This window comes from Pseudomonas sp. B21-040, from assembly GCF_024748695.1.
Lineage (GTDB): Bacteria > Pseudomonadota > Gammaproteobacteria > Pseudomonadales > Pseudomonadaceae > Aquipseudomonas.
Genome location: NZ_CP087176.1, coordinates 5850670 through 5868209, shown reverse-complemented (window position 1 = coordinate 5868209; position 17540 = coordinate 5850670). Strand labels below are relative to the sequence as shown.

At 60.0% G+C, this 17540-nt stretch carries 16 protein-coding genes; 5 read left to right on the top strand and 11 right to left on the bottom strand.

Annotated features, from left to right (window positions below; translation table 11 throughout):
- Positions 1-25: 25 nt before the first annotated feature.
- From lnt to miaB, 5 genes are all read right to left on the bottom strand, one after another.
- A complete protein-coding gene (gene lnt / locus LOY55_RS26860; protein ID WP_223525604.1) occupies positions 26-1549 on the bottom strand; it encodes an apolipoprotein N-acyltransferase in 1524 nt (507 codons plus the stop codon).
- Positions 1550-1557: 8 nt separating this feature from the next.
- A complete protein-coding gene (locus LOY55_RS26855; protein ID WP_046028710.1) occupies positions 1558-2397 on the bottom strand; it encodes an HlyC/CorC family transporter in 840 nt (279 codons plus the stop codon).
- 5 nt (positions 2398-2402) lie between these two features.
- Positions 2403-2897 carry an rRNA maturation RNase YbeY gene (gene ybeY / locus LOY55_RS26850; RefSeq protein ID WP_109786341.1) on the bottom strand — a complete coding sequence of 165 codons (495 nt, stop codon included), beginning with the start codon at positions 2895-2897 and terminating at the stop codon, positions 2403-2405.
- Positions 2890-3894, bottom strand: a complete 1005-nt coding sequence (locus LOY55_RS26845; protein WP_046028708.1) for a PhoH family protein — start codon at positions 3892-3894, stop codon at positions 2890-2892. The genes ybeY and LOY55_RS26845 overlap by 8 nt, the downstream gene beginning before the upstream one ends.
- Before the next feature lie 206 nt (positions 3895-4100).
- Positions 4101-5429 carry a tRNA (N6-isopentenyl adenosine(37)-C2)-methylthiotransferase MiaB gene (gene miaB, locus LOY55_RS26840; protein ID WP_019581336.1) on the bottom strand — a complete coding sequence of 443 codons (1329 nt, stop codon included), beginning with the start codon at positions 5427-5429 and terminating at the stop codon, positions 4101-4103.
- A gap of 134 nt (positions 5430-5563) precedes the next feature.
- Between miaB and LOY55_RS26835 the strand changes: the two genes are divergently transcribed.
- Positions 5564-5893 (top strand): DUF1820 family protein, encoded by a 330-nt coding sequence (locus LOY55_RS26835; protein WP_007894425.1) that lies wholly within the window; start codon positions 5564-5566, stop codon positions 5891-5893.
- A 113-nt stretch (positions 5894-6006) separates the two neighbouring features.
- Here the strand turns inward: LOY55_RS26835 and LOY55_RS26830 are convergent, their stop codons facing one another.
- The 4 genes from LOY55_RS26830 to LOY55_RS26815 all read right to left on the bottom strand — a co-directional run bounded on the left by LOY55_RS26830 (position 6007) and on the right by LOY55_RS26815 (position 9539).
- Positions 6007-6561 (bottom strand): tetratricopeptide repeat protein, encoded by a 555-nt coding sequence (locus LOY55_RS26830; protein WP_077431210.1) that lies wholly within the window; start codon positions 6559-6561, stop codon positions 6007-6009.
- Positions 6562-6786: 225 nt separating this feature from the next.
- Complete coding sequence (gene hemL, locus LOY55_RS26825) at positions 6787-8070, bottom strand: glutamate-1-semialdehyde 2,1-aminomutase (RefSeq protein WP_046028706.1); 1284 nt, start codon at positions 8068-8070, stop codon at positions 6787-6789.
- A gap of 15 nt (positions 8071-8085) precedes the next feature.
- Positions 8086-8709, bottom strand: a complete 624-nt coding sequence (gene thiE / locus LOY55_RS26820) for a thiamine phosphate synthase (RefSeq protein WP_223525603.1) — start codon at positions 8707-8709, stop codon at positions 8086-8088.
- 32 nt (positions 8710-8741) lie between these two features.
- Positions 8742-9539, bottom strand: coding sequence for a hydroxymethylpyrimidine/phosphomethylpyrimidine kinase (locus LOY55_RS26815; protein ID WP_109786339.1), 798 nt, complete (start codon positions 9537-9539; stop codon positions 8742-8744).
- Between the two features lie 421 nt (positions 9540-9960).
- Between LOY55_RS26815 and LOY55_RS26810 the strand changes: the two genes are divergently transcribed.
- The 4 genes from LOY55_RS26810 to LOY55_RS26795 all read left to right on the top strand — a co-directional run bounded on the left by LOY55_RS26810 (position 9961) and on the right by LOY55_RS26795 (position 16454).
- Positions 9961-12345, top strand: coding sequence for a hybrid sensor histidine kinase/response regulator (locus LOY55_RS26810; RefSeq protein ID WP_223525602.1), 2385 nt, complete (start codon positions 9961-9963; stop codon positions 12343-12345).
- A 75-nt stretch (positions 12346-12420) separates the two neighbouring features.
- Complete coding sequence (locus LOY55_RS26805; protein WP_223525601.1) at positions 12421-14070, top strand: acyl-CoA dehydrogenase family protein; 1650 nt, start codon at positions 12421-12423, stop codon at positions 14068-14070.
- A 177-nt stretch (positions 14071-14247) separates the two neighbouring features.
- Complete coding sequence (gene amn, locus LOY55_RS26800; protein ID WP_175648968.1) at positions 14248-15747, top strand: AMP nucleosidase; 1500 nt, start codon at positions 14248-14250, stop codon at positions 15745-15747.
- Positions 15748-15818: 71 nt separating this feature from the next.
- Positions 15819-16454, top strand: a complete 636-nt coding sequence (locus tag LOY55_RS26795) for a pseudouridine synthase (RefSeq protein WP_223525600.1) — start codon at positions 15819-15821, stop codon at positions 16452-16454.
- Here LOY55_RS26795 and LOY55_RS26790 read toward each other — a convergent pair.
- Positions 16449-16658 (bottom strand): DUF2788 domain-containing protein, encoded by a 210-nt coding sequence (locus LOY55_RS26790; protein WP_007937369.1) that lies wholly within the window; start codon positions 16656-16658, stop codon positions 16449-16451. The two genes, LOY55_RS26795 and LOY55_RS26790, sit on opposite strands and share 6 nt — an antisense overlap.
- A gap of 206 nt (positions 16659-16864) precedes the next feature.
- Positions 16865-17344, bottom strand: coding sequence for an Lrp/AsnC family transcriptional regulator (locus LOY55_RS26785; protein ID WP_030129517.1), 480 nt, complete (start codon positions 17342-17344; stop codon positions 16865-16867).
- Positions 17345-17540: the final 196 nt, after the last annotated feature.

Sequence of the window (17540 nt, the reverse complement as noted above, 5' to 3'; positions counted from 1 at the left end):
GCGAATTTTTCAGGCGCCGCAATACTTAAACGGTTTTCGCCATCCGGCTGGCAACCAACGCCCAGCCAAACAACAGCACGCAAACAATGATCAGCGGCCACGAGCGCCATTGCAGGTACGGCGTCAGGTTGTGCATCGGTACGACTTCGCCGTACAGGATGCCGCGTTCGAACTGTGGGATCTGCGCAGTAATCTGGCCAAACGGGTTGATCAGGCCGGACACGCCATTGTTGGTGGCGCGGATCATCCAGCGGCCCGCCTCAAGCGCGCGCATCTGCGCCATCTGCAAATGTTGCAGCGGGCCGATGGAGGTGCCGAACCAGGTGTCATTGCTGATGGTCAGCAACAAATCGCTGCGAGCCGCGAGGCTGGCGGCGAATTCCGGGTAGACCACTTCGTAGCAGATGAACGGCGCAATCTGATAACCCTTGGCCTGCAGCATCGGCTGATCGGAGGGGCCTCGGGCGAAATCGGACATAGGCAGGTCGAAGAACGCGATCAGTCCGCGCAGCACATCCTGCAACGGCACGTATTCGCCGAACGGCACCAGTTTCTGCTTGAGGTAGGTGCCATCACCTTCGCCAACCACGGTGATGCCGTTGAAGAAGCGCTTCTCATGGCGTACTTCCATGCGCACCGGCACACCGGTAATCAGCGCGGATTTACGATCGGCGGCGAAATCGCCCATCATGTTCAGGTAGCCTTCGGCGGACGACTTGAGCACCGGAACGGCGGTTTCCGGCCAGATCAGCAGGTCGACGCGTTTGGAGGTAAAGCTCATGTCGCGGTACAGCTCCAGTTGCGCGTTAAGCTGCGCCGGGTCCCACTTCATGCTTTGTTCGATATTGCCTTGAATCGCCGCAACGCTCAGCGCTGGACCGGATGGGCTGGTCCAGGCGTGACCTTTGAGCGCAATGCCGACAGCCCAAGGGCCGATCAACAGCAACACACCGGCTGCGATGAAGCCTTTGCGACCTGTCTTGATCAGGCGCGAGGCGTTGTAAATCAGTGCCGCCGTCAACGCAAGGGTGAACGACACCAGCCACATCCCGCCCAGTGGCGCGAGCCCGGCCAGCGGGCCATTAAGCTGGCTGTAACCGGAGTAAAGCCACGGGAAACCGGTGAGGAACCAGCCGCGAAACGCTTCCTGACCGACCCACAACGCCGCAAAGGCCAAGGCATCGGCCAGCGGCGCTTCGTTGCGACGCAGCCAGCGCGCCCAGATCCAGGCAGGCAGGGCAAAGAACCAGGCAATCGCCGCGGTGAACGCCAGCATCAGCAAGCCGGCCAGCAATACCGAAGCGCCGCCGAAGTTGTGAATGCTGTAGTAGATCCAGCTGGTACCGGCGCCAAACAGGCCGAAACCAAAACACCAGCCACGGCCCAGCGCCTGACGAGGGTTCAGTTCCCGTAAACCGGCATAGAAGAAACCGACTGCCAACAACGCCAATGGCCAGATGTCGAACGGCGCCAGCGCCAGGGTGGTGAGTGCACCGGCCGCCACGGCCAGCAGGTTACCGGGCCAGCCGGGGCGGGTTACGCGGAGCATGTCAGTCCTTAACGGGCAATTGGAGTCAGGCGCAGCAAGTGAATTCGACGGCTGTCGGCGTTCAGGATGCGGAAACGATAAGGGCCGATTTCAGTGATTTCGTTGCGCTTTGGCAAGTGCCCGAACGCGCTCATCACCAAACCACCGACGGTATCAAACTCATCGTCGGAGAATTCACTGTCGAAGAACTCGTTGAAGTTTTCGATCGGCGTCAGGGCCTTGATCAGGAAGTCACCGCTGGGCAGCGGCTTGATGTAGCTGTCTTCTTCGACGTCGTGCTCGTCTTCGATGTCGCCGACGATTTGCTCCAGCACGTCTTCGATGGTCACCAGGCCAGCCACGCCGCCGTACTCGTCGATGACGATGGCCATGTGGTTGTGGTTGGCGCGAAACTCACGCAGCAGCACGTTAAGACGCTTGGACTCGGGCACGAAGGTAGCCGGGCGCAGCAGGTCCTTGATGTTGAAGCTGTCGCCGTTCTCCCTGAGGATCAATGGCAGCAAGTCCTTGGCCAGCAACACGCCCATCACGTCATCGTGGCTTTCGCCGATCACCGGGTAGCGGGAGTGGGCCGAGTCAACCACGGCAGGCAGGAACTCGCGAGGTGTCTGGGTCGCCTTGATGCTGACCATTTGCGAGCGCGGGACCATGATGTCCCGTACTTGCAGGTCTGCAACCTGGATGGCGCCCTCGACGATGGCCAGCGCTTCGCTGTCCAGCAACTTGTTCTGGTGTGCATCGCGCAGGAGCTCCAGCAGCTCCTGACGGTTTTTCGGCTCGTGGGCAAAAGCCTGGGTGAGCTTACCCAGCCAAGACTTCTGCCCGTTGCTCGATCGATCTTCGCTCATAGCGATTACTCTGAATCCTTTGTTGTAACGATAGGGGATGTTTCGGTTTCGTCGTCCGCATAAGGGTCGGGATAGCCCAACTCTGCAAGCAACGTTCGTTCCAGTGCTTCCATTTCTTCGGCTTCGTCGTCATCTATATGGTCGTAACCCAGCAGATGCAAGCAGCCGTGAATGACCAGATGTGCCCAATGGGCCTTGAGTGCCTTGCCTTGCTCGGCGGCTTCGCGCTCGACCACGGCCACGCAGATCACCAGATCGCCCAGCAACGGGATGTCCAGAAACTCGTCGGGCACATCGGCGGGGAACGACAGCACGTTGGTGGCGTAATCCTTTTGCCGCCAGGTGTGATTCAGTTCGCGGCCTTCTTCTTCATCGACCAGGCGAATGGTCATTTCCGAATCGGCAGTGCGCTGGCGCAGGGCCAGTTCGCACCATTGGCGGAACTCGGCTTCGCTGGGGGCAGACGCTTGTGTCGCTAGTTGCAGATCAAGCTCAAGCATCGCGGCGGTTGTCCTTCGGGGCTTCTTCGGTCACGCGATTTTCGAAGCGCTCGTAGGCTTCGACGATGCGCTGCACCAGTGGATGGCGCACAACGTCCTTGGGCATGAAATGGGTGAAGCTGATGCCCGGCACGTCTTTGAGCACCTCGATCACATGGTGCAGCCCGGACTTGGTGCCTTTCGGCAAGTCGACCTGGGTGATGTCGCCGGTGATGACCGCGGTGGACCCAAAGCCGATACGGGTCAGGAACATCTTCATCTGCTCGACGGTGGTGTTCTGGCTTTCGTCGAGGATGATGAAACTGTTGTTCAGCGTGCGACCGCGCATGTAAGCCAGCGGCGCAACTTCGATGACCTGGCGCTCGATCAGCTTGGCGACGTGTTCGAAGCCGAGCATTTCGTAGAGCGCGTCATAGAGCGGGCGCAGGTACGGGTCGATCTTCTGCGACAAGTCGCCGGGCAGGAAGCCAAGCTTTTCGCCCGCCTCAACCGCCGGGCGCACCAGCAGGATGCGGCGAATCTGTTCACGCTCCAGCGCGTCTACCGCGCAGGCAACGGCCAGGTAGGTCTTGCCGGTACCGGCAGGGCCAATGCCGAAATTGATGTCGTTACCGAGAATTTCCTTCACATAGCGCACTTGATTCAAGCCACGAGGGCGAATCATGCCTTTTTTGGTGCGCAGTGCGACGGAGGGTTCGGCAGGGGAGTGGTTATCCAGCTCTTCGACGGCCGATTCCTGCAGGAACAGGTGAACCATGTCCGGCGACAGCTCGGTACCTTTGGTTTCCCGGTACAGGCGGCGCAGGAGGTTTTCCGCGGAGGTGGTGTGTTTGGGCTCGCCGATCAATTCGAACTGGTTTCCGCGATTGCGGATCTCGATGGTCAGGCGCTGTTCGATCAAGCGCAAATGCTCGTCGAATTGCCCGCACAGATTGGCGAAGCGGCGAGCCTCAAAGGGCTCGAGGATGAAACGATGCGGTTCTATGGGTGCGTTCAAGGTCGTATTTAGCCGCCCTGGGGCAATTAAGATGAAATCAAGGATAACGCCAGTGGCTTGGGTGCGAAAGCTCTTAAATATCCCATTTTCAAACACCGCCCCGTAGGAGCAAAGCTTGCTCGCGATGGCTGTCTGGCATTCAACCTTTAAGTTGTCTGACTTGGCGCCATCGCGAGCAAGCTCGGCTTCTACAGTGATGCGCAGTGTTACTGGATCAGCGAGCCCCGCAGCGAGTGCGGTTGTGCGGCGTCAATGTGCACGTCGGCGAACTGTCCGATCAGCGTTGGATTGTCGCAGCGGAAGTTGACGATACGGTTATTCTCGGTCCGGCCTTGCAGCTCGCCGGGGTCTTTTTTCGAATAGTCGGTGACCAGAATCCGCTGGACCGAACCGACCATTTGTCGGCTGATCTCGAAACCTTGCTGGTTCAGGCGATGTTGCAGGGCATTCAGTCGCTCTTTTTTCAGCTCTTCCGGCGTCTCGTCGGCCAGGTCGGCCGCTGGGGTGCCCGGGCGCTGGCTGTAGACGAACGAGTAGGAAAAGTCGAAGCCGACGTCTTCGATCAGCTTCATCGTTTGTTCGAAGTCTTTCTCGGTTTCGCCCGGGAAGCCGACGATGAAGTCCGAACTGATGCAAATGCCCGGCACGGCGGCCCGCAGCTTGCGCAGTTTGGATTTGTATTCCAGCGCGGTGTGGTTCCGTTTCATTGCCGCGAGAATCCGGTCCGAACCCGACTGCACCGGCAAGTGCAGGTGTTTGACCAGTTCCGGCACATCGGCGTGGGCCTGGATCAGGCTGTCGGAGAACTCCAGCGGGTGCGACGTGGTGTAGCGAATCCGGTCGATGCCATCGACAGCGGCCACGACACGAATCAGCTCGGCCAGATCGGCCAGGCGACCGTCATGGGTGGTGCCGCGATAACCGTTGACGTTCTGACCCAGCAGCGTCACTTCGCGTACGCCGTTTTCGGCCAGGTGGATGATCTCGGCAATCACGTCGTCGAACGGGCGGCTGACTTCTTCACCGCGGGTGTACGGCACCACGCAGAACGTGCAGTACTTGCTGCAGCCTTCCATCACCGAGACATAGGCGCTCGGACCGTCGATGCGCGGTTCTGGCAAATGGTCGAATTTTTCGATTTCCGGGAACGAGACGTCGACTTGCGGCAGTTTGGTGGCGCGAGCAGCGTCGATCATTTCCGGCAGGCGGTGCAGGGTTTGCGGGCCGAACACCACGTCGACGTACGGGGCACGATCGCGGATGGCGGCGCCTTCCTGACTGGCCACGCAACCGCCGACGGCGATCACCATTTCAGGGTTGGCGAGTTTCAGTTCACGCCAGCGGCCGAGCTGGGAGTACACCCGGTCCTGGGCGCGTTCGCGAATGGAGCAGGTGTTGAGCAGGATCACGTCGGCATCTTCAGCGCGAGCAGTGACTTCCAGGGCCTGGTGTTCACCCAGCAAGTCGACCATGCGCGAGCTGTCGTACTCGTTCATCTGGCAACCGTGGGTTTCGATGTAAAGCTTCTTGGCCATGGATACAGTCATCACGTGATTCAAAGAACCGCGCATTATAGGGAACATGTCCCAAGGTTCCTACCGTTGTGCGTCCGGTGGCTATGCTATAGTTCGCGCCCTCATTTTTATCCCCGATGTGTTGCCCGCCCGCCATGACCAAACGTGAAGCCCCAATCTACAAGGTGATTTTCCTCAACCAGGGCCAGGTGTACGAAATGTATGCCAAGCAGATCTACCAAAGTGATCTGTGGGGGTTTCTGGAAGTGGAAGAGTTCGTCTTTGGCGAGCGCACGCAAGTGGTCGTCGATCCGAGCGAAGAGAAGCTCAAGGCTCAGTTTGAAGGCGTTGTGCGCAGCTTTGTGCCGATGCATTCGATTGTGCGCATCGATGAGGTAGAGCGTCTGGGTACGCCGAAAATCAGCGAAGCCCGTGGCGCGGTCGGCAATGTCATGCCGTTTCCGATGCCGATGCCTGAAAAGTAGGCATTGAAACCGAGGTGACACAATCGCGGGCAAGCCTTGCTCCTACAGGTTCACCACTGCTCTTGTAGGAGCAAGGCTTGCCCGCGATTGCGTCAGAGAGGTCGGTAAAGAAATCAGGGAAGAGGCGAAAACGGCGTACGCCCATCGGCGCTCTGCAATTCCATCAGGTATTTACGGAAAATTTGCCCCAGTACCTGGGTGGCGACTTCCAGCTCTTCGCGCGGCATTTTCTCAGTGACTTCGTCGGCGGTGTCCAGCGCCTCTTCAGCGCCGTTGACCGCCGCCATTTTCAGCAGAATGTAAGCCTGGACGTTATTGGCCGGCACACCTTCGCCATGGAAGAACATGGTGCCGAGTTTGAATTGCGCCTGGGCATGGCCTTGCAGCGAGGCTTTTTCGAAATAGCTGAGGGCTTTATTGAGGTCGCGTGGCGCGTTTTTGCCTTCGTAGTAGAACTCACCCAACTCGTATTGCGCTTGCGCATCCCCTTCATCCGACGCTTTTTGGCAGGCGGCGAGCGCTTGCGTCAGGTCTTGCGGCTGAGTATTGAGGGTGCAGCGACCCATCGCTGGGATTAACAACGAGTTGCCGCCTGCTTGTGCGAGCGCGAGCAGGGGCTGAAGGAGCAACAGGCAGCCCATTGCAAGGGCGCGGCCGGTGCGGTTCATGAGAATCGACTTACCTCTGAAGGGCGCGCGGACCCATCGAGGGGATCCAATAAGCGCGCATTATGAAATAAGCAGGGCCAACCTTACAAAGTCTTTACTCGTTTTTCTGCTGCGTGGGGAATATATCGCCCAATTTGCGGGGGATTATTAGCGCAAGCGTCGGAATAACAGTGCGGATGTAGGTGAAAGCTGACGTCGGCAGTCGCCAACGTCAGCAGCAAAACGTTATTTCAATGCGGCGAATGCACGCTCGGCAGCGTCCAGTGTCAGTTTCAACTCGGTTTCGCCATGAGCGATCGAGGTGAAGCCGGCTTCGAACGCGCTCGGCGCCAGGTAAACCCCGCCTTCGAGCATCAAGTGGAAGAAGCGGCCGAACAGGGCGGCATCGCTCGCCATCACGTCATCGAACGTCACGATATCGTCGGCGCCACTGAAATACAGGCCGAACATGCCACCGGCTTGCGTGGTCACGAACGGAATGCCCGCGGCATCGGCGCGTTGTTGCAGGCCGTCGAGCAGACGCGTGGTGTAGTCGGTCAGTTCGGCGTGGAAACCCGGACGGCTGATCAAGCGCAAAGTGGTCAGGCCGGCGGCCATGGCCAGCGGGTTGCCCGACAACGTGCCGGCCTGGTACACCGGGCCCAGCGGCGCAATGTGCTGCATGATTTCGCGTTTGCCGCCGAAGCAGCCAACGGGCATGCCGCCACCGATGATTTTGCCGAAGGTGCTCAGGTCCGGCGTTACGCCGTAGTAAGCCTGGGCTCCGCCGAGGGCAACGCGGAAACCAGTCATCACTTCGTCGAAAATCAGCACTACGCCGTGCTTGTCGCACAGTGTCCGCAGGCCTTCGAGGAAGCCTGGCGCTGGCGGTACGCAGTTCATGTTGCCGGCCACTGGCTCAACGATGATGCACGCCACGTCCTGGCCGACTTCGGCGAGCATGGTTTCTACCGCGTTGATGTCGTTGAACGGCAGGGTCAAGGTGTGTTTGGCAAAGGCTGCCGGCACGCCGGCCGAGCTCGGTACGCCTTGGGTCAGCGCGCCAGAGCCGGCCTTGACCAGCAGGCTGTCGGAGTGGCCGTGGTAGCAGCCTTCAAACTTGATGATGCTGTCGCGGCCGGTGAAGCCACGGGCCAGACGGATCGCGCTCATGGTCGCTTCGGTGCCGGAGCTGACCATACGCACCATTTCCATCGACGGCACGATCGAGCAGACCAGGTCTGCCATCTCGGTTTCCATCGCGGTCGGGGCGCCATAGGACAAACCGTGTGCCAGTTGTTTGCGCACCGCGTCCAGCACGTCCGGATGGCTATGGCCGAGAATCATCGGCCCCCAGGAGCCGACGTAATCCACATAGCGCTTGTCGTCTTCGTCGGTAACGTAGGCGCCTTCAGCGTGTTTGAAGAACAGCGGGGTGCCGCCGACGCTTTTGAACGCGCGCACAGGCGAGTTCACGCCACCGGGAATGTGTTTCTGGGCATTGGCAAACAGGGTTTCGGAACGAGACATGGTCGGGCTCTCAAATCAGATTTTAAGTAGTTCGTTAAAGGCGCGGGCACGGCGTGTCACTTCAGCCGCACTCTCGGCGCCGAACAGGCCGTGGACTACCGCCAGTAGATCAACCCCGTGGGCCACCAACGGGGCGGCGTTTTCCAGGGTGATGCCGCCAATCGCGCAGATTGGCAGGTGCAATGTGCGGCGAGCCTGGTCGAGCAAGTCAAGGCTGCAAGTGGGTGCGCCGGGTTTGGTGTTCGAATTGAAGAAGCGGCCGAAGGCGACGTAGCTCGCACCTTCTTTGGCGGCTTGTTCGGCCAGTTCGAGTTGCGCATGGCAGGTCGAACCGATGATTGCCTTGGAACCGAGCAGGGCGCGGGTCGGAGACAGCGGACCATCGGTCTGTCCCAGGTGCACACCCACGTTCAGGCGGGCAGCGAGTTCGGCGTCGTCGTTGATGATCAACTGGGTCTTGTAGCGATCGCACAGATCGCGCAGTGCTTCGGCTTCACGCAATCGGCGGGCCTCGTCACTGCTTTTGTCGCGGTACTGGAGCAAGGTGACGCCGCCTTCCAGCGCCGCCTCCACGTACGAAAGAAATTTACCGGCCAGCAACTGGCTATCGGTAATGGCGTACAGGCCACGTAGTTTCATCGGACAAGCCTCGGCGCTTTACGCATCAAAAGTTACGAACAGAAATCCAGAGGCAGGCGGCGCGGCACGAACTGGCCTTTGCCCAGTTGCTCCGCATCACGCAGGGTTCGCCATGTGTAGTTAAGCGCGGTCTGCACGGCGCTGGCGAGGTTTTCACCCAGGGCCAGACGACCGGCCAACGCGCTGGCCAGCGTGCAACCGGAACCGTGATAGCTGCCGGGCAAGCGCTGGCAGGTAAAGGTTTCGCGGTGGCCGTCGCGGCTGTAGAGGCGATTGTGGATTTCGTGTTCGTCGCCATGACCGCCGGTGATCAGCAGGTGTTTGACGAACGGCAACAGTTTTTCGGCGCATTCGTCGGCCGTGCCTTCTGGCAGTTCGGCGAGGATGCGCGCTTCGGGAAGGTTAGGGGTGGCGATGATGGACAGGGGCAGCAGGCGTTCGCGCATGGCGTAGCCGACTTCGTCCTTGCCCAGTCGTCCGCCACCGCCGGCGCGCAGCACCGGGTCGCAGACGACCGGCAGGTGCGGGTGCGCCTGAAGCAGTTCGACCACGGTGTCGACCATCTCCAGGGAACCGAGCATGCCCAGTTTGACGGCGGCGACTTCGGAGTCGTTGAGCACGGCATTGGCCTGGGCCAACACCCACTCACGGTCGAGGACGCGGAAGTCAGTGACGTTGACCGTGTCTTGCACGGTCAGGGCGGTGACGGCCGGGGCCGCATGGCAACCCTGCGCGAGCAAGGCTTCGATATCTGCCTGCAAGCCGGCGCCACCACTTGGATCGTGGCCGGAGAGACAGAGGACAACGGGGCGAGAGCTGTAGATATTCATGGTGCGCGAGCTTACCACCAGTCGACCAGCGAGTCATGAGACGGACTTGTAGCAGCTGGCGCAGCCTGCGTCCGGCTGCGCAGCAGTCGTAAACCCAGACAACGCGGTCAATCAGACAGACCGCGAATTCAGGTTTAACGACTGCTGCGCAGCCGGACGCAGGCTTCGCCAGCTGCTACAGGAATGTGTAAAACGGCCGATGCATTGATACAGCCTGACCAATCAAGCTGGTTTTGCGCAAAATTTGTCGCTGGAACGCCCGTGCTAGAGCCTCTGCGAAAAAAATTCAATGGTGTTCAATGGCCATCAACGGCTATGCTAGAGTGGATCCAAACCAATAACAGGTAATGCCGGTTTTACGTCTACTCAAAGGGAATGAGGGGCTTCCTGAGATAACCGGACAGGCCACGCTGGGGCTTAAATGCGCTATTTGCTGATGTTGCTGCTTTGCTTGCCCCTCATGGCGAGCGCCATCGAGTTCGATGAATCTACCCAGAGCCTTCCCCTGGGCCGAGTCATGCAGGTGTACGAAGACGCGGGCGGTCAGGCGACCATCGCCGATGTTCGTGCGCAAGCTGCAGCTGGAAACTTCAAACCCCACGATAAAGCCACCCTTAACGCCGGGTACTCGCGTTCAGTGTTCTGGCTGAAAATCGACCTGCATTACCGTCCGACCAACCCGTCAGTACAACGCACCTGGCTTCTTGAACTGGCCTATCCGCCGCTCGATCACCTTGATCTGTACTTGCCCGATGCCGGCGGTGACTATCGCTTGGCCCGGCAGACGGGCGATGCCTTGCCGTTTGCCACGCGTGAGATCCGCCAGAACAACTACCTGTTCGATTTGAACTTCACACCTGACCAGGCACAAACGGTGTACCTGCGCCTGCAAAGCGAAGGCTCCATCCAGGCACCGGTGACCTTGTGGTCGAGCACCGCTTTTCTCGAAGAGCAGCCCGTGCGGCTTTATGTGCTGGGGCTGATCTACGGCGTGTTGTTGGGGATGCTGGTTTACAACCTGTTCATCTACCTGAGCGTGCGTGACACCAGCTATCTCTATTACATCTTCTACATCGCCTCGTTCGGTCTGTACCAACTGTCGGTCAATGGCGCGGCCGTGGAGTATTTCTGGCCGGACAATCCTTGGTGGGCCAACGCGGCAACACCGTTCTTCATCGGCTGCGCCGGACTGTTCGGCAGTCAGTTTGCTCGAAGCTTCTTGCAGACCGGGTCCTATGGTCGCTGGCTCGATCGCTTGTTGCTGGCCTTGATTGCATTCAGCGCGACGGTGATCGGGTTGTCGTTGATGGCCAGCTATGCCCTGGCCTTGCGCCTGGCCACCGCCCTGGCCTTGTCCTTCACCGTGGTGATTTTTGCCGCCGGGCTGTGTGCCTGGTTGCGCGGCCTGCGTGTGGCGCGGTATTTCATCATTGCCTGGTCGGCGTTTTTGCTCGGTGGCATCGTCAACACGATGATGGTGCTGGGTTATCTGCCCAACGTGTTCCTGACCATGTATTCAAGCCAGATCGGCTCGGCGATTGAAGTCGCACTGCTGTCGCTGGCCTTGGCCGATCGCATCAACGCCATGCGCGAGCAGCAAGCACAAACGCTGTTTGATGCGGGGCAAAAGCTCGAAGTGTTGAACCAGCAATTGGCTCACAGTAACAAGCTCAAGGATGAATTCCTTGCCACCTTGACCCACGAATTGCGCACCCCCATGAACGGCGTGATCGGTTCGCTGGAGTTGATGCAGACCGTCGAGATGGACCCTGAGCTGGAGCAATACCAGCAAACCGCTGCCGGTTCGGCGCGGGACATGATGCGCATGGTCAACGGCATCCTGACGCTGACCGAATTGCAGGCCGGCAAGCTCAAGGCCACCCCGGCGGCGTTCAGCTTGCGGGGTGTGGTCGATGGCTTGCGGGCGCAGTTCGAGGGCAACGCATCGAGCAAGTCGCTGGATTTCAAAGTCGACGTCACGCCCGGACTGCCGGATCGCCTGCACGGCGACAGCGCAAAGCTGGCGCAATGCCTGGAATGCCTGCTGGACAACGCAATCAAGTTCACCCGGGTCGGCGGGCTGGCGCTACGGGTGACGGGCAAGCCGGTGGAAAACGGACGCCTGTCGTTGTCGTTTGCAGTGATCGACACAGGCATCGGTTTTACCGATCTGGGAGAGGCGACCATGTACCAGCGTTTCTTCCAGCTCGACGGTTCGATGACCCGCGAATATGGCGGTTTGGGCGTAGGGTTGGCGATTTGTCGGCAACTGGTCGAATTGCTCGGTGGGCGCCTGACTCACCGCTCCGAACCCGGCAGTGGCAGTCGTTTCCAGCTGGATGTCGACGTAGAAGTGACTGTCGTGGAACGCCCGGCCTTACCGTCGATGAATCGCGAGGTCCCGGGGTTGCGCTTGCCAAAGGATTGCAACGTGTTGCTGGTGGATGACAACAGCGTCAATCAGTTGGTGATGCGCGGCATGTTGCTCAAGCTCGGGTTCCGGGTGCGTTCGGCCGACAACGGTCTGGCCGCCCTCGACCAGTTGCAGCTTGAAACCTTTGATGCGGTGCTGGTCGATTGTCAGTTGCCACCGCTGGACGGTATCTCCCTGTGCTGCCAGATCCGCGCCTTGCCGGGCTGTGCTCATTTGCCGGTGTTCGTGGTGGCGCTGAGTGTTGATCGTGAACGCTGCCCGACCGGTGACATGATCGACTACCTGAATAAACCGGTGAAATTCGAGGACTTGCAGGCCGCGCTCTATCGTCGGGTGCTGTGTCCAAGGCAGGGCGAAAGCGCCGACAGTTAGGCGGATATGCCACTTTGTTCAGCCTCGGGGCAGTGCTTAACTGAACCCCTTGGCTGACCCAAAGGAGCCCCCGTCATGAACCTGCATCAGTTCGCTGAAACCCACGAAGTCACCAACCAGCCACCGTCGCTGGACGGTACCAACCTCTATCGCATCGACCTTCCGCTGCAGGAATGGTCGCGGCGTTTCGGGGCCGGTTGGGCCGAATCGCGGATCGACGCCTATGGCGCCTTGGCGGGCGGGCCACTGATGGACGCCGGGTTCCTGGCCAATCAGAACAAACCGGTGTTCGTCAGTCATGACCGTTATGGTCATCGCATCGACCTGGTGGAATTCCACCCGGCCTATCACCAATTGATGCGCACCGCCGTCGAACACGGGCTGACCTCGTTGCCCTGGGCGCATCCGCAGACAGGGGCGCATGTGGCCCGTGCGTCCATGAGTTATCTGCACAGCCAGGCCGAAGCCGGCAGTGGCTGCCCTTTGACCATGACCTTCGCCAGCGTTCCGGCGATGCGCCTGCAACCGGATCTGGCCGATCAATGGCTGCCGAAAATCCTCGCCACCGAATATGACCCGCGCAACGTTGGCATGGCGCACAAGGCCGGTGTGACCATCGGCATGGCCATGACCGAAAAGCAGGGCGGCACCGACGTGCGCGCCAACACCACCAAGGCCTATCCGGTGGGCGCCAGTGGTCCGGGGCAGGCTTACGAGTTGGTGGGGCACAAGTGGTTCTGCTCGGCACCGATGTGCGATGCCTTCCTGACCCTGGCGCAAACGGACAAGGGCCTGACCTGTTTCCTGCTGCCGCGCCACCGGCCGGACGATACGCGCAATCAGTTCTACATCCAGCGCTTGAAGAACAAATTGGGCAACTGCTCCAACGCCTCCAGCGAAGTGGAATTTCGCGGGGCGCTGGCCTGGATGGTCGGCGAAGAAGGGCGGGGTGTTCCGACCATCATTGAAATGGTGGCCATGACCCGCTTCGATTGCATGGTCGGTTCCAGCGCACTGATGCGCCAGGCCCTGACCCAGGCCAGTCACCACTGCGCCCACCGTACAGTCGGTGGCAAGGTGCTCAGTGAACAACCCTTGATGCAAAACGTGCTGGCCGATCTGGCGCTGGAAAGTGAAGCCGCCCTGGCTTTGAGCCTGCGCATGGGCAAGGCACTGGACCATCTGGACGATAGCCACGAAGCCAAATTCGCCCGGCTGGTTACCGCGGTGGGCAAGTACTGGATCTGCAAACGCGCGCCCGCCATGATCAACGAAGCGGCCGAATGCATGGGCGGCGCTGGCTATGTCGAAGAAAGCATCCTGCCGCGTCTGTACCGAGAGGCGCCGGTCAATTCGACGTGGGAAGGTTCCGGCAACGTGCAGTGCCTGGATGTGCTGCGAGCCTTGTCCAAAGAACCGGGTGTGCTTGATGTGCTGTTCAGTGAACTGGGCGACGGTCATGGCGATAAACGCTTGGCCGCGCACATCCAGCAATTGCAGGCGCAGTTCAAAGACACCAGCGACATTCAATACCGCGCCCGCCAGTTCACCGAAGACATTGCCTTGGGGCTTCAGGCCAAGCTGTTGCTGGAGGCGGGCAATGCGGCGGTCAGTGATGCGTTTATCGTCAGCCGGCTCGGTTCGGCCGGTCGGGTGTATGGCGCGTTGCCACGTGGGCTGGATGTGGAAGCAATCGTCGCCCGGTCGACCCCGCAGGGTTTTTGACCGTTGCAAAACCCTGTGGGAGCGGGCTTGCCCGCGAATGCGGTCTGACATTCAACATTAATGGTGTCTGACACACCGCTATCGCGGGCAAGCCCGCTCCCACAGGTTCTGCCTGTGCCTGACTATTGATGTATTGCCCAAACACGACTGTTCCCGTGAAGCGACGATGCAGGCAAGATGAAGGTCTGCAAGTCAGAACACAGGATGCTGATCGTGACCGAAGCTTTTATTATCGTTCAAACCGCCGAGCAAGCCGTGGACCGGCTTGCGCTCTTGCACAATCGTGCAACCACCGCGTTGAATCAGGCGCTCAAGCGATACCTGAAGGATCGTGTCGAGCCGGACGCCGAGCAGCGTGCGATGTTCCGTTATCCCGAACTGCGTCTGACTTATCACTGCCAGGGCGAAGTCCCGCAGACCACGCGCGCCTACGCCAAGGTTCAACTGCCCGGAACCTACAGCGTCACCGTCACCCATCCGGCCGCCTTCCGCAAATACCTGCTGGAACAGCTGGTGCCGTTGATGCACGACTTCACCGTGACCGTGGAAGTCGGTATCAGCCAGCAAAACATTCCTTACCCGTACGTGGTCGAGCAGGGCGATGAGCTGGCCGGTTCCGGCGTGACCGCTGCCGTGCTGGCGCGGGTGTTCCCGAGTACCGACCTGTCCGCTGCCACCGACGGCATTGCCGATGGCTTGTACGATTGGGAAAACACCGACCCGCTGCCGCTGGCGCTGTTCGACGCCGCGCGGGTGGACTTCTCCCTGCGCCGCCTGGTGCATTACACCGGCAGTGATTGGCGTCATGTGCAACCCTGGATCCTGCTGACCAACTACCACCGCTATGTTGACCAGTTCATCGTCCATGGCCTGGAGCAATTGCGCAGCGACCCGCGTTTTGTGCGCATGATCTTGCCGGGCAACGTGATCATCGAAAAGAGCATGGACCACGGCGAAGCATCGGCGATTGCCGCCGGTGTGGTGTGGCACCGTTACCAGATGCCGGCCTATCACCTGATCGCCAGCGATGGCCATGGCGTGACGCTGGTGAATATCGGCGTCGGCCCGTCCAACGCCAAGAACATCACCGACCACTTGGCGGTGCTGCGTCCGCATTGCTGGCTGATGATCGGTCACTGCGGCGGCTTGCGTCAGTCGCAGACCATTGGCGACTACGTGCTGGCTCACGCGTACATGCGCCGCGACGGGATTCTCGACCGGGTCGTGCCACCGAACATTCCGATACCGGCGCTGGCGGAAGTGCAGATGGCATTGCAGCAAGCGGCGGCCAACATCACCGGCGAGAAAGGTGACGAGCTGAAGAAACGCCTGCGCACTGGCACCGTACTGACTTACGACGACCGTAACTGGGAGCTGCGCTGGGCTCAGGAGCGTCCGTTGATCAACCTGTCTCGCGCCGTGGCGGTGGACATGGAAAGTGGCACTATCGCTGCCCAGGGTTATCGCTTGCGGGTGCCGTATGGCACGTTGCTCTGCGTCTCGGACAAGCCGCTGCACAGCGAAATCAAGTTGCCGGGCTCGGCCAACGCCTTCTATGAACGTGCGGTCAGCCAGCACTTGAAGATCGGCATCGAAGCGGTGGATCTGCTGCGTACCGAGCTCAACTCGCTGCACTCGCGCAAGCTGCGCAGCTTCGACGAGCCGCCGTTCCGCTAACGGTTGTCATGGTCATTTGGCGGTCAGGGCACTAGCATTAGCAGCCCTGACCGTTAGATGTTCCTTTCCCCATGCCTCGTCCACAACGTCCCGCACCTCGCCGTCCTGGCGCGAATACTCCTTCCTCAGCCCCGCGCCGTGTCGCCAAGGCGCCGCCGGCCGAGCCGAAGCTGATCCTGTTCAACAAACCGTTTGATGTGCTGACGCAATTCAGCGACGGCGAAGGGCGGGCGACGCTCAAGGATTACATCGAGATCCCGGGGATTTACCCGGCCGGACGCCTGGACCGCGACAGCGAAGGCTTGTTGCTGCTGACCAACGACGGTCAGTTGCAAGCCCGTATTGCCGATCCGAAACACAAACTGGCCAAGACGTATTGGGTGCAGGTAGAAGGCGAGCCGAGTGCCGAGCAGTTGCAGCGTTTGCGTGACGGCGTCGAACTTAACGACGGGATGACTTTGCCGGCCGAGGCGCGGCAACTGGAAGAACCGGAGCTGTGGCCACGCAACCCGCCGGTGCGCTTTCGCAAGAGTGTGCCGACAAGCTGGCTGGAGCTGGTGATTCGTGAAGGGCGCAATCGTCAGGTGCGGCGCATGACGGCAGCGGTCGGCTTGCCGACATTGCGTCTGGTGCGGGTCAGAATTGGCGACTGGACGATCGAAGGGCTCGATCAGGGCCAGTGGAAGGAAGTGCCGGCGCGTTTATAACGTGCCGGATTCAATCAGGCCGATCACCACGCTTTTGATCACGAACGCGGCCACGCCCAGACCCAGTACAAAGAACAGAATGAACGAGCCAAAGCGCCCGGCCTTGGACTTCTTCGCCAGATCCCAGACGATGAAACCCATGAAAATGATCAGAATGCTGACAAGGCCAGTCATCATCCACTCTTCAAATACTGCAGGATCCATCGAACATCTCCAGCGCGGGCGGGGCTAAAAGGGCGCGGGGAGTATACGCCTCGCTGGCTGCGTACAGTATTGACCTGCGGCGGTGTGTCGCAGCTATTCGTCGCCTGTGCCGGCCCCATCGCGGGCAAGCCATGCTCCTACGGGTTTGCATCTGCCACGAATCCGCACCAGATCTGTAGGAGCAAAGCTTGCTCGCGATAGCGTCTTCAGTTACGCAGATGAGTCAGGGGCAATTCAGTGCTGTTGAGTACCTGGTTCAGCACAAAGCTCGAACGAACGCTGGTGACCCCTTCAATCCGGGTCAGGTGCCCCAGCAGTAACTTCTGATAGTGATCCATGTCCGGCACCACCACCTTGAGCTGATAGTCGGCGTCCATCCCGGTCACCAGGCTGCATTCCAGCACTTGCGGCAATGTACGAATCGCCGCTTCGAAGTTCTCGAAGCGTTCCGGGGTGTGCCGGTCCATGCCGATCAGCACGTAAGCCGTCAGGCTCAAGCCGAGCATTTTACGGTCCAGCAGGGCGACCTGGCGGGTGATGTAGCCGTCGTCCTCCAGTTGCTTGACCCGGCGCGAGCAAGGCGAGGGGGACAAGCCGATGCGTTCGGCCAGCTCCTGGTTGGAGATGCGCGCATCACGCTGCAATTCCGCCAAAATGCTCAAGTCGTATCGGTCGAGTTTGCTCATCAATGAGGCCTTTGTCGTAACTATTGCGGCAGATTATCTATCCAAGGTTAAAAATTGCGCAAGTGATGTTTATTTGAGCAATCTTCGCAATCCTCTGCCGGCGCCCCAGGCCTATTCTTATCACCAGAATCACTGCTCGGACAAACAGTCCACAGCGGCTCGCCCAATCAGGCCAGCCGCGGCCGCCACCCCCACC

Bases quoted from the DNA above. Each gene is read 5' to 3' on its own strand.
- LOY55_RS26830 (WP_077431210.1), bottom strand. From the start codon at position 6,561: ATGAACCGCACCGGCCGCGCCCTTGCAATGGGCTGCCTGTTGCTCCTT.
- ybeY (WP_109786341.1), bottom strand. From the start codon at position 2,897: ATGCTTGAGCTTGATCTGCAACTAGCGACACAAGCGTCTGCCCCCAGC.
- hemL (WP_046028706.1), bottom strand. From the start codon at position 8,070: ATGTCTCGTTCCGAAACCCTGTTTGCCAATGCCCAGAAACACATTCCC.
- LOY55_RS26785 (WP_030129517.1), bottom strand. From the start codon at position 17,344: ATGAGCAAACTCGACCGATACGACTTGAGCATTTTGGCGGAATTGCAG.
- LOY55_RS26790 (WP_007937369.1), bottom strand. From the start codon at position 16,658: ATGGATCCTGCAGTATTTGAAGAGTGGATGATGACTGGCCTTGTCAGC.
- amn (WP_175648968.1), top strand. From the start codon at position 14,248: ATGAAGGTCTGCAAGTCAGAACACAGGATGCTGATCGTGACCGAAGCT.
- lnt (WP_223525604.1), bottom strand. From the start codon at position 1,549: ATGCTCCGCGTAACCCGCCCCGGCTGGCCCGGTAACCTGCTGGCCGTG.
- miaB (WP_019581336.1), bottom strand. From the start codon at position 5,429: ATGGCCAAGAAGCTTTACATCGAAACCCACGGTTGCCAGATGAACGAG.
- LOY55_RS26835 (WP_007894425.1), top strand. From the start codon at position 5,564: ATGACCAAACGTGAAGCCCCAATCTACAAGGTGATTTTCCTCAACCAG.
- LOY55_RS26795 (WP_223525600.1), top strand. From the start codon at position 15,819: ATGCCTCGTCCACAACGTCCCGCACCTCGCCGTCCTGGCGCGAATACT.
- LOY55_RS26855 (WP_046028710.1), bottom strand. From the start codon at position 2,397: ATGAGCGAAGATCGATCGAGCAACGGGCAGAAGTCTTGGCTGGGTAAG.
- LOY55_RS26815 (WP_109786339.1), bottom strand. From the start codon at position 9,539: ATGAATATCTACAGCTCTCGCCCCGTTGTCCTCTGTCTCTCCGGCCAC.
- LOY55_RS26805 (WP_223525601.1), top strand. From the start codon at position 12,421: ATGAACCTGCATCAGTTCGCTGAAACCCACGAAGTCACCAACCAGCCA.
- LOY55_RS26810 (WP_223525602.1), top strand. From the start codon at position 9,961: ATGCGCTATTTGCTGATGTTGCTGCTTTGCTTGCCCCTCATGGCGAGC.
- thiE (WP_223525603.1), bottom strand. From the start codon at position 8,709: ATGAAACTACGTGGCCTGTACGCCATTACCGATAGCCAGTTGCTGGCC.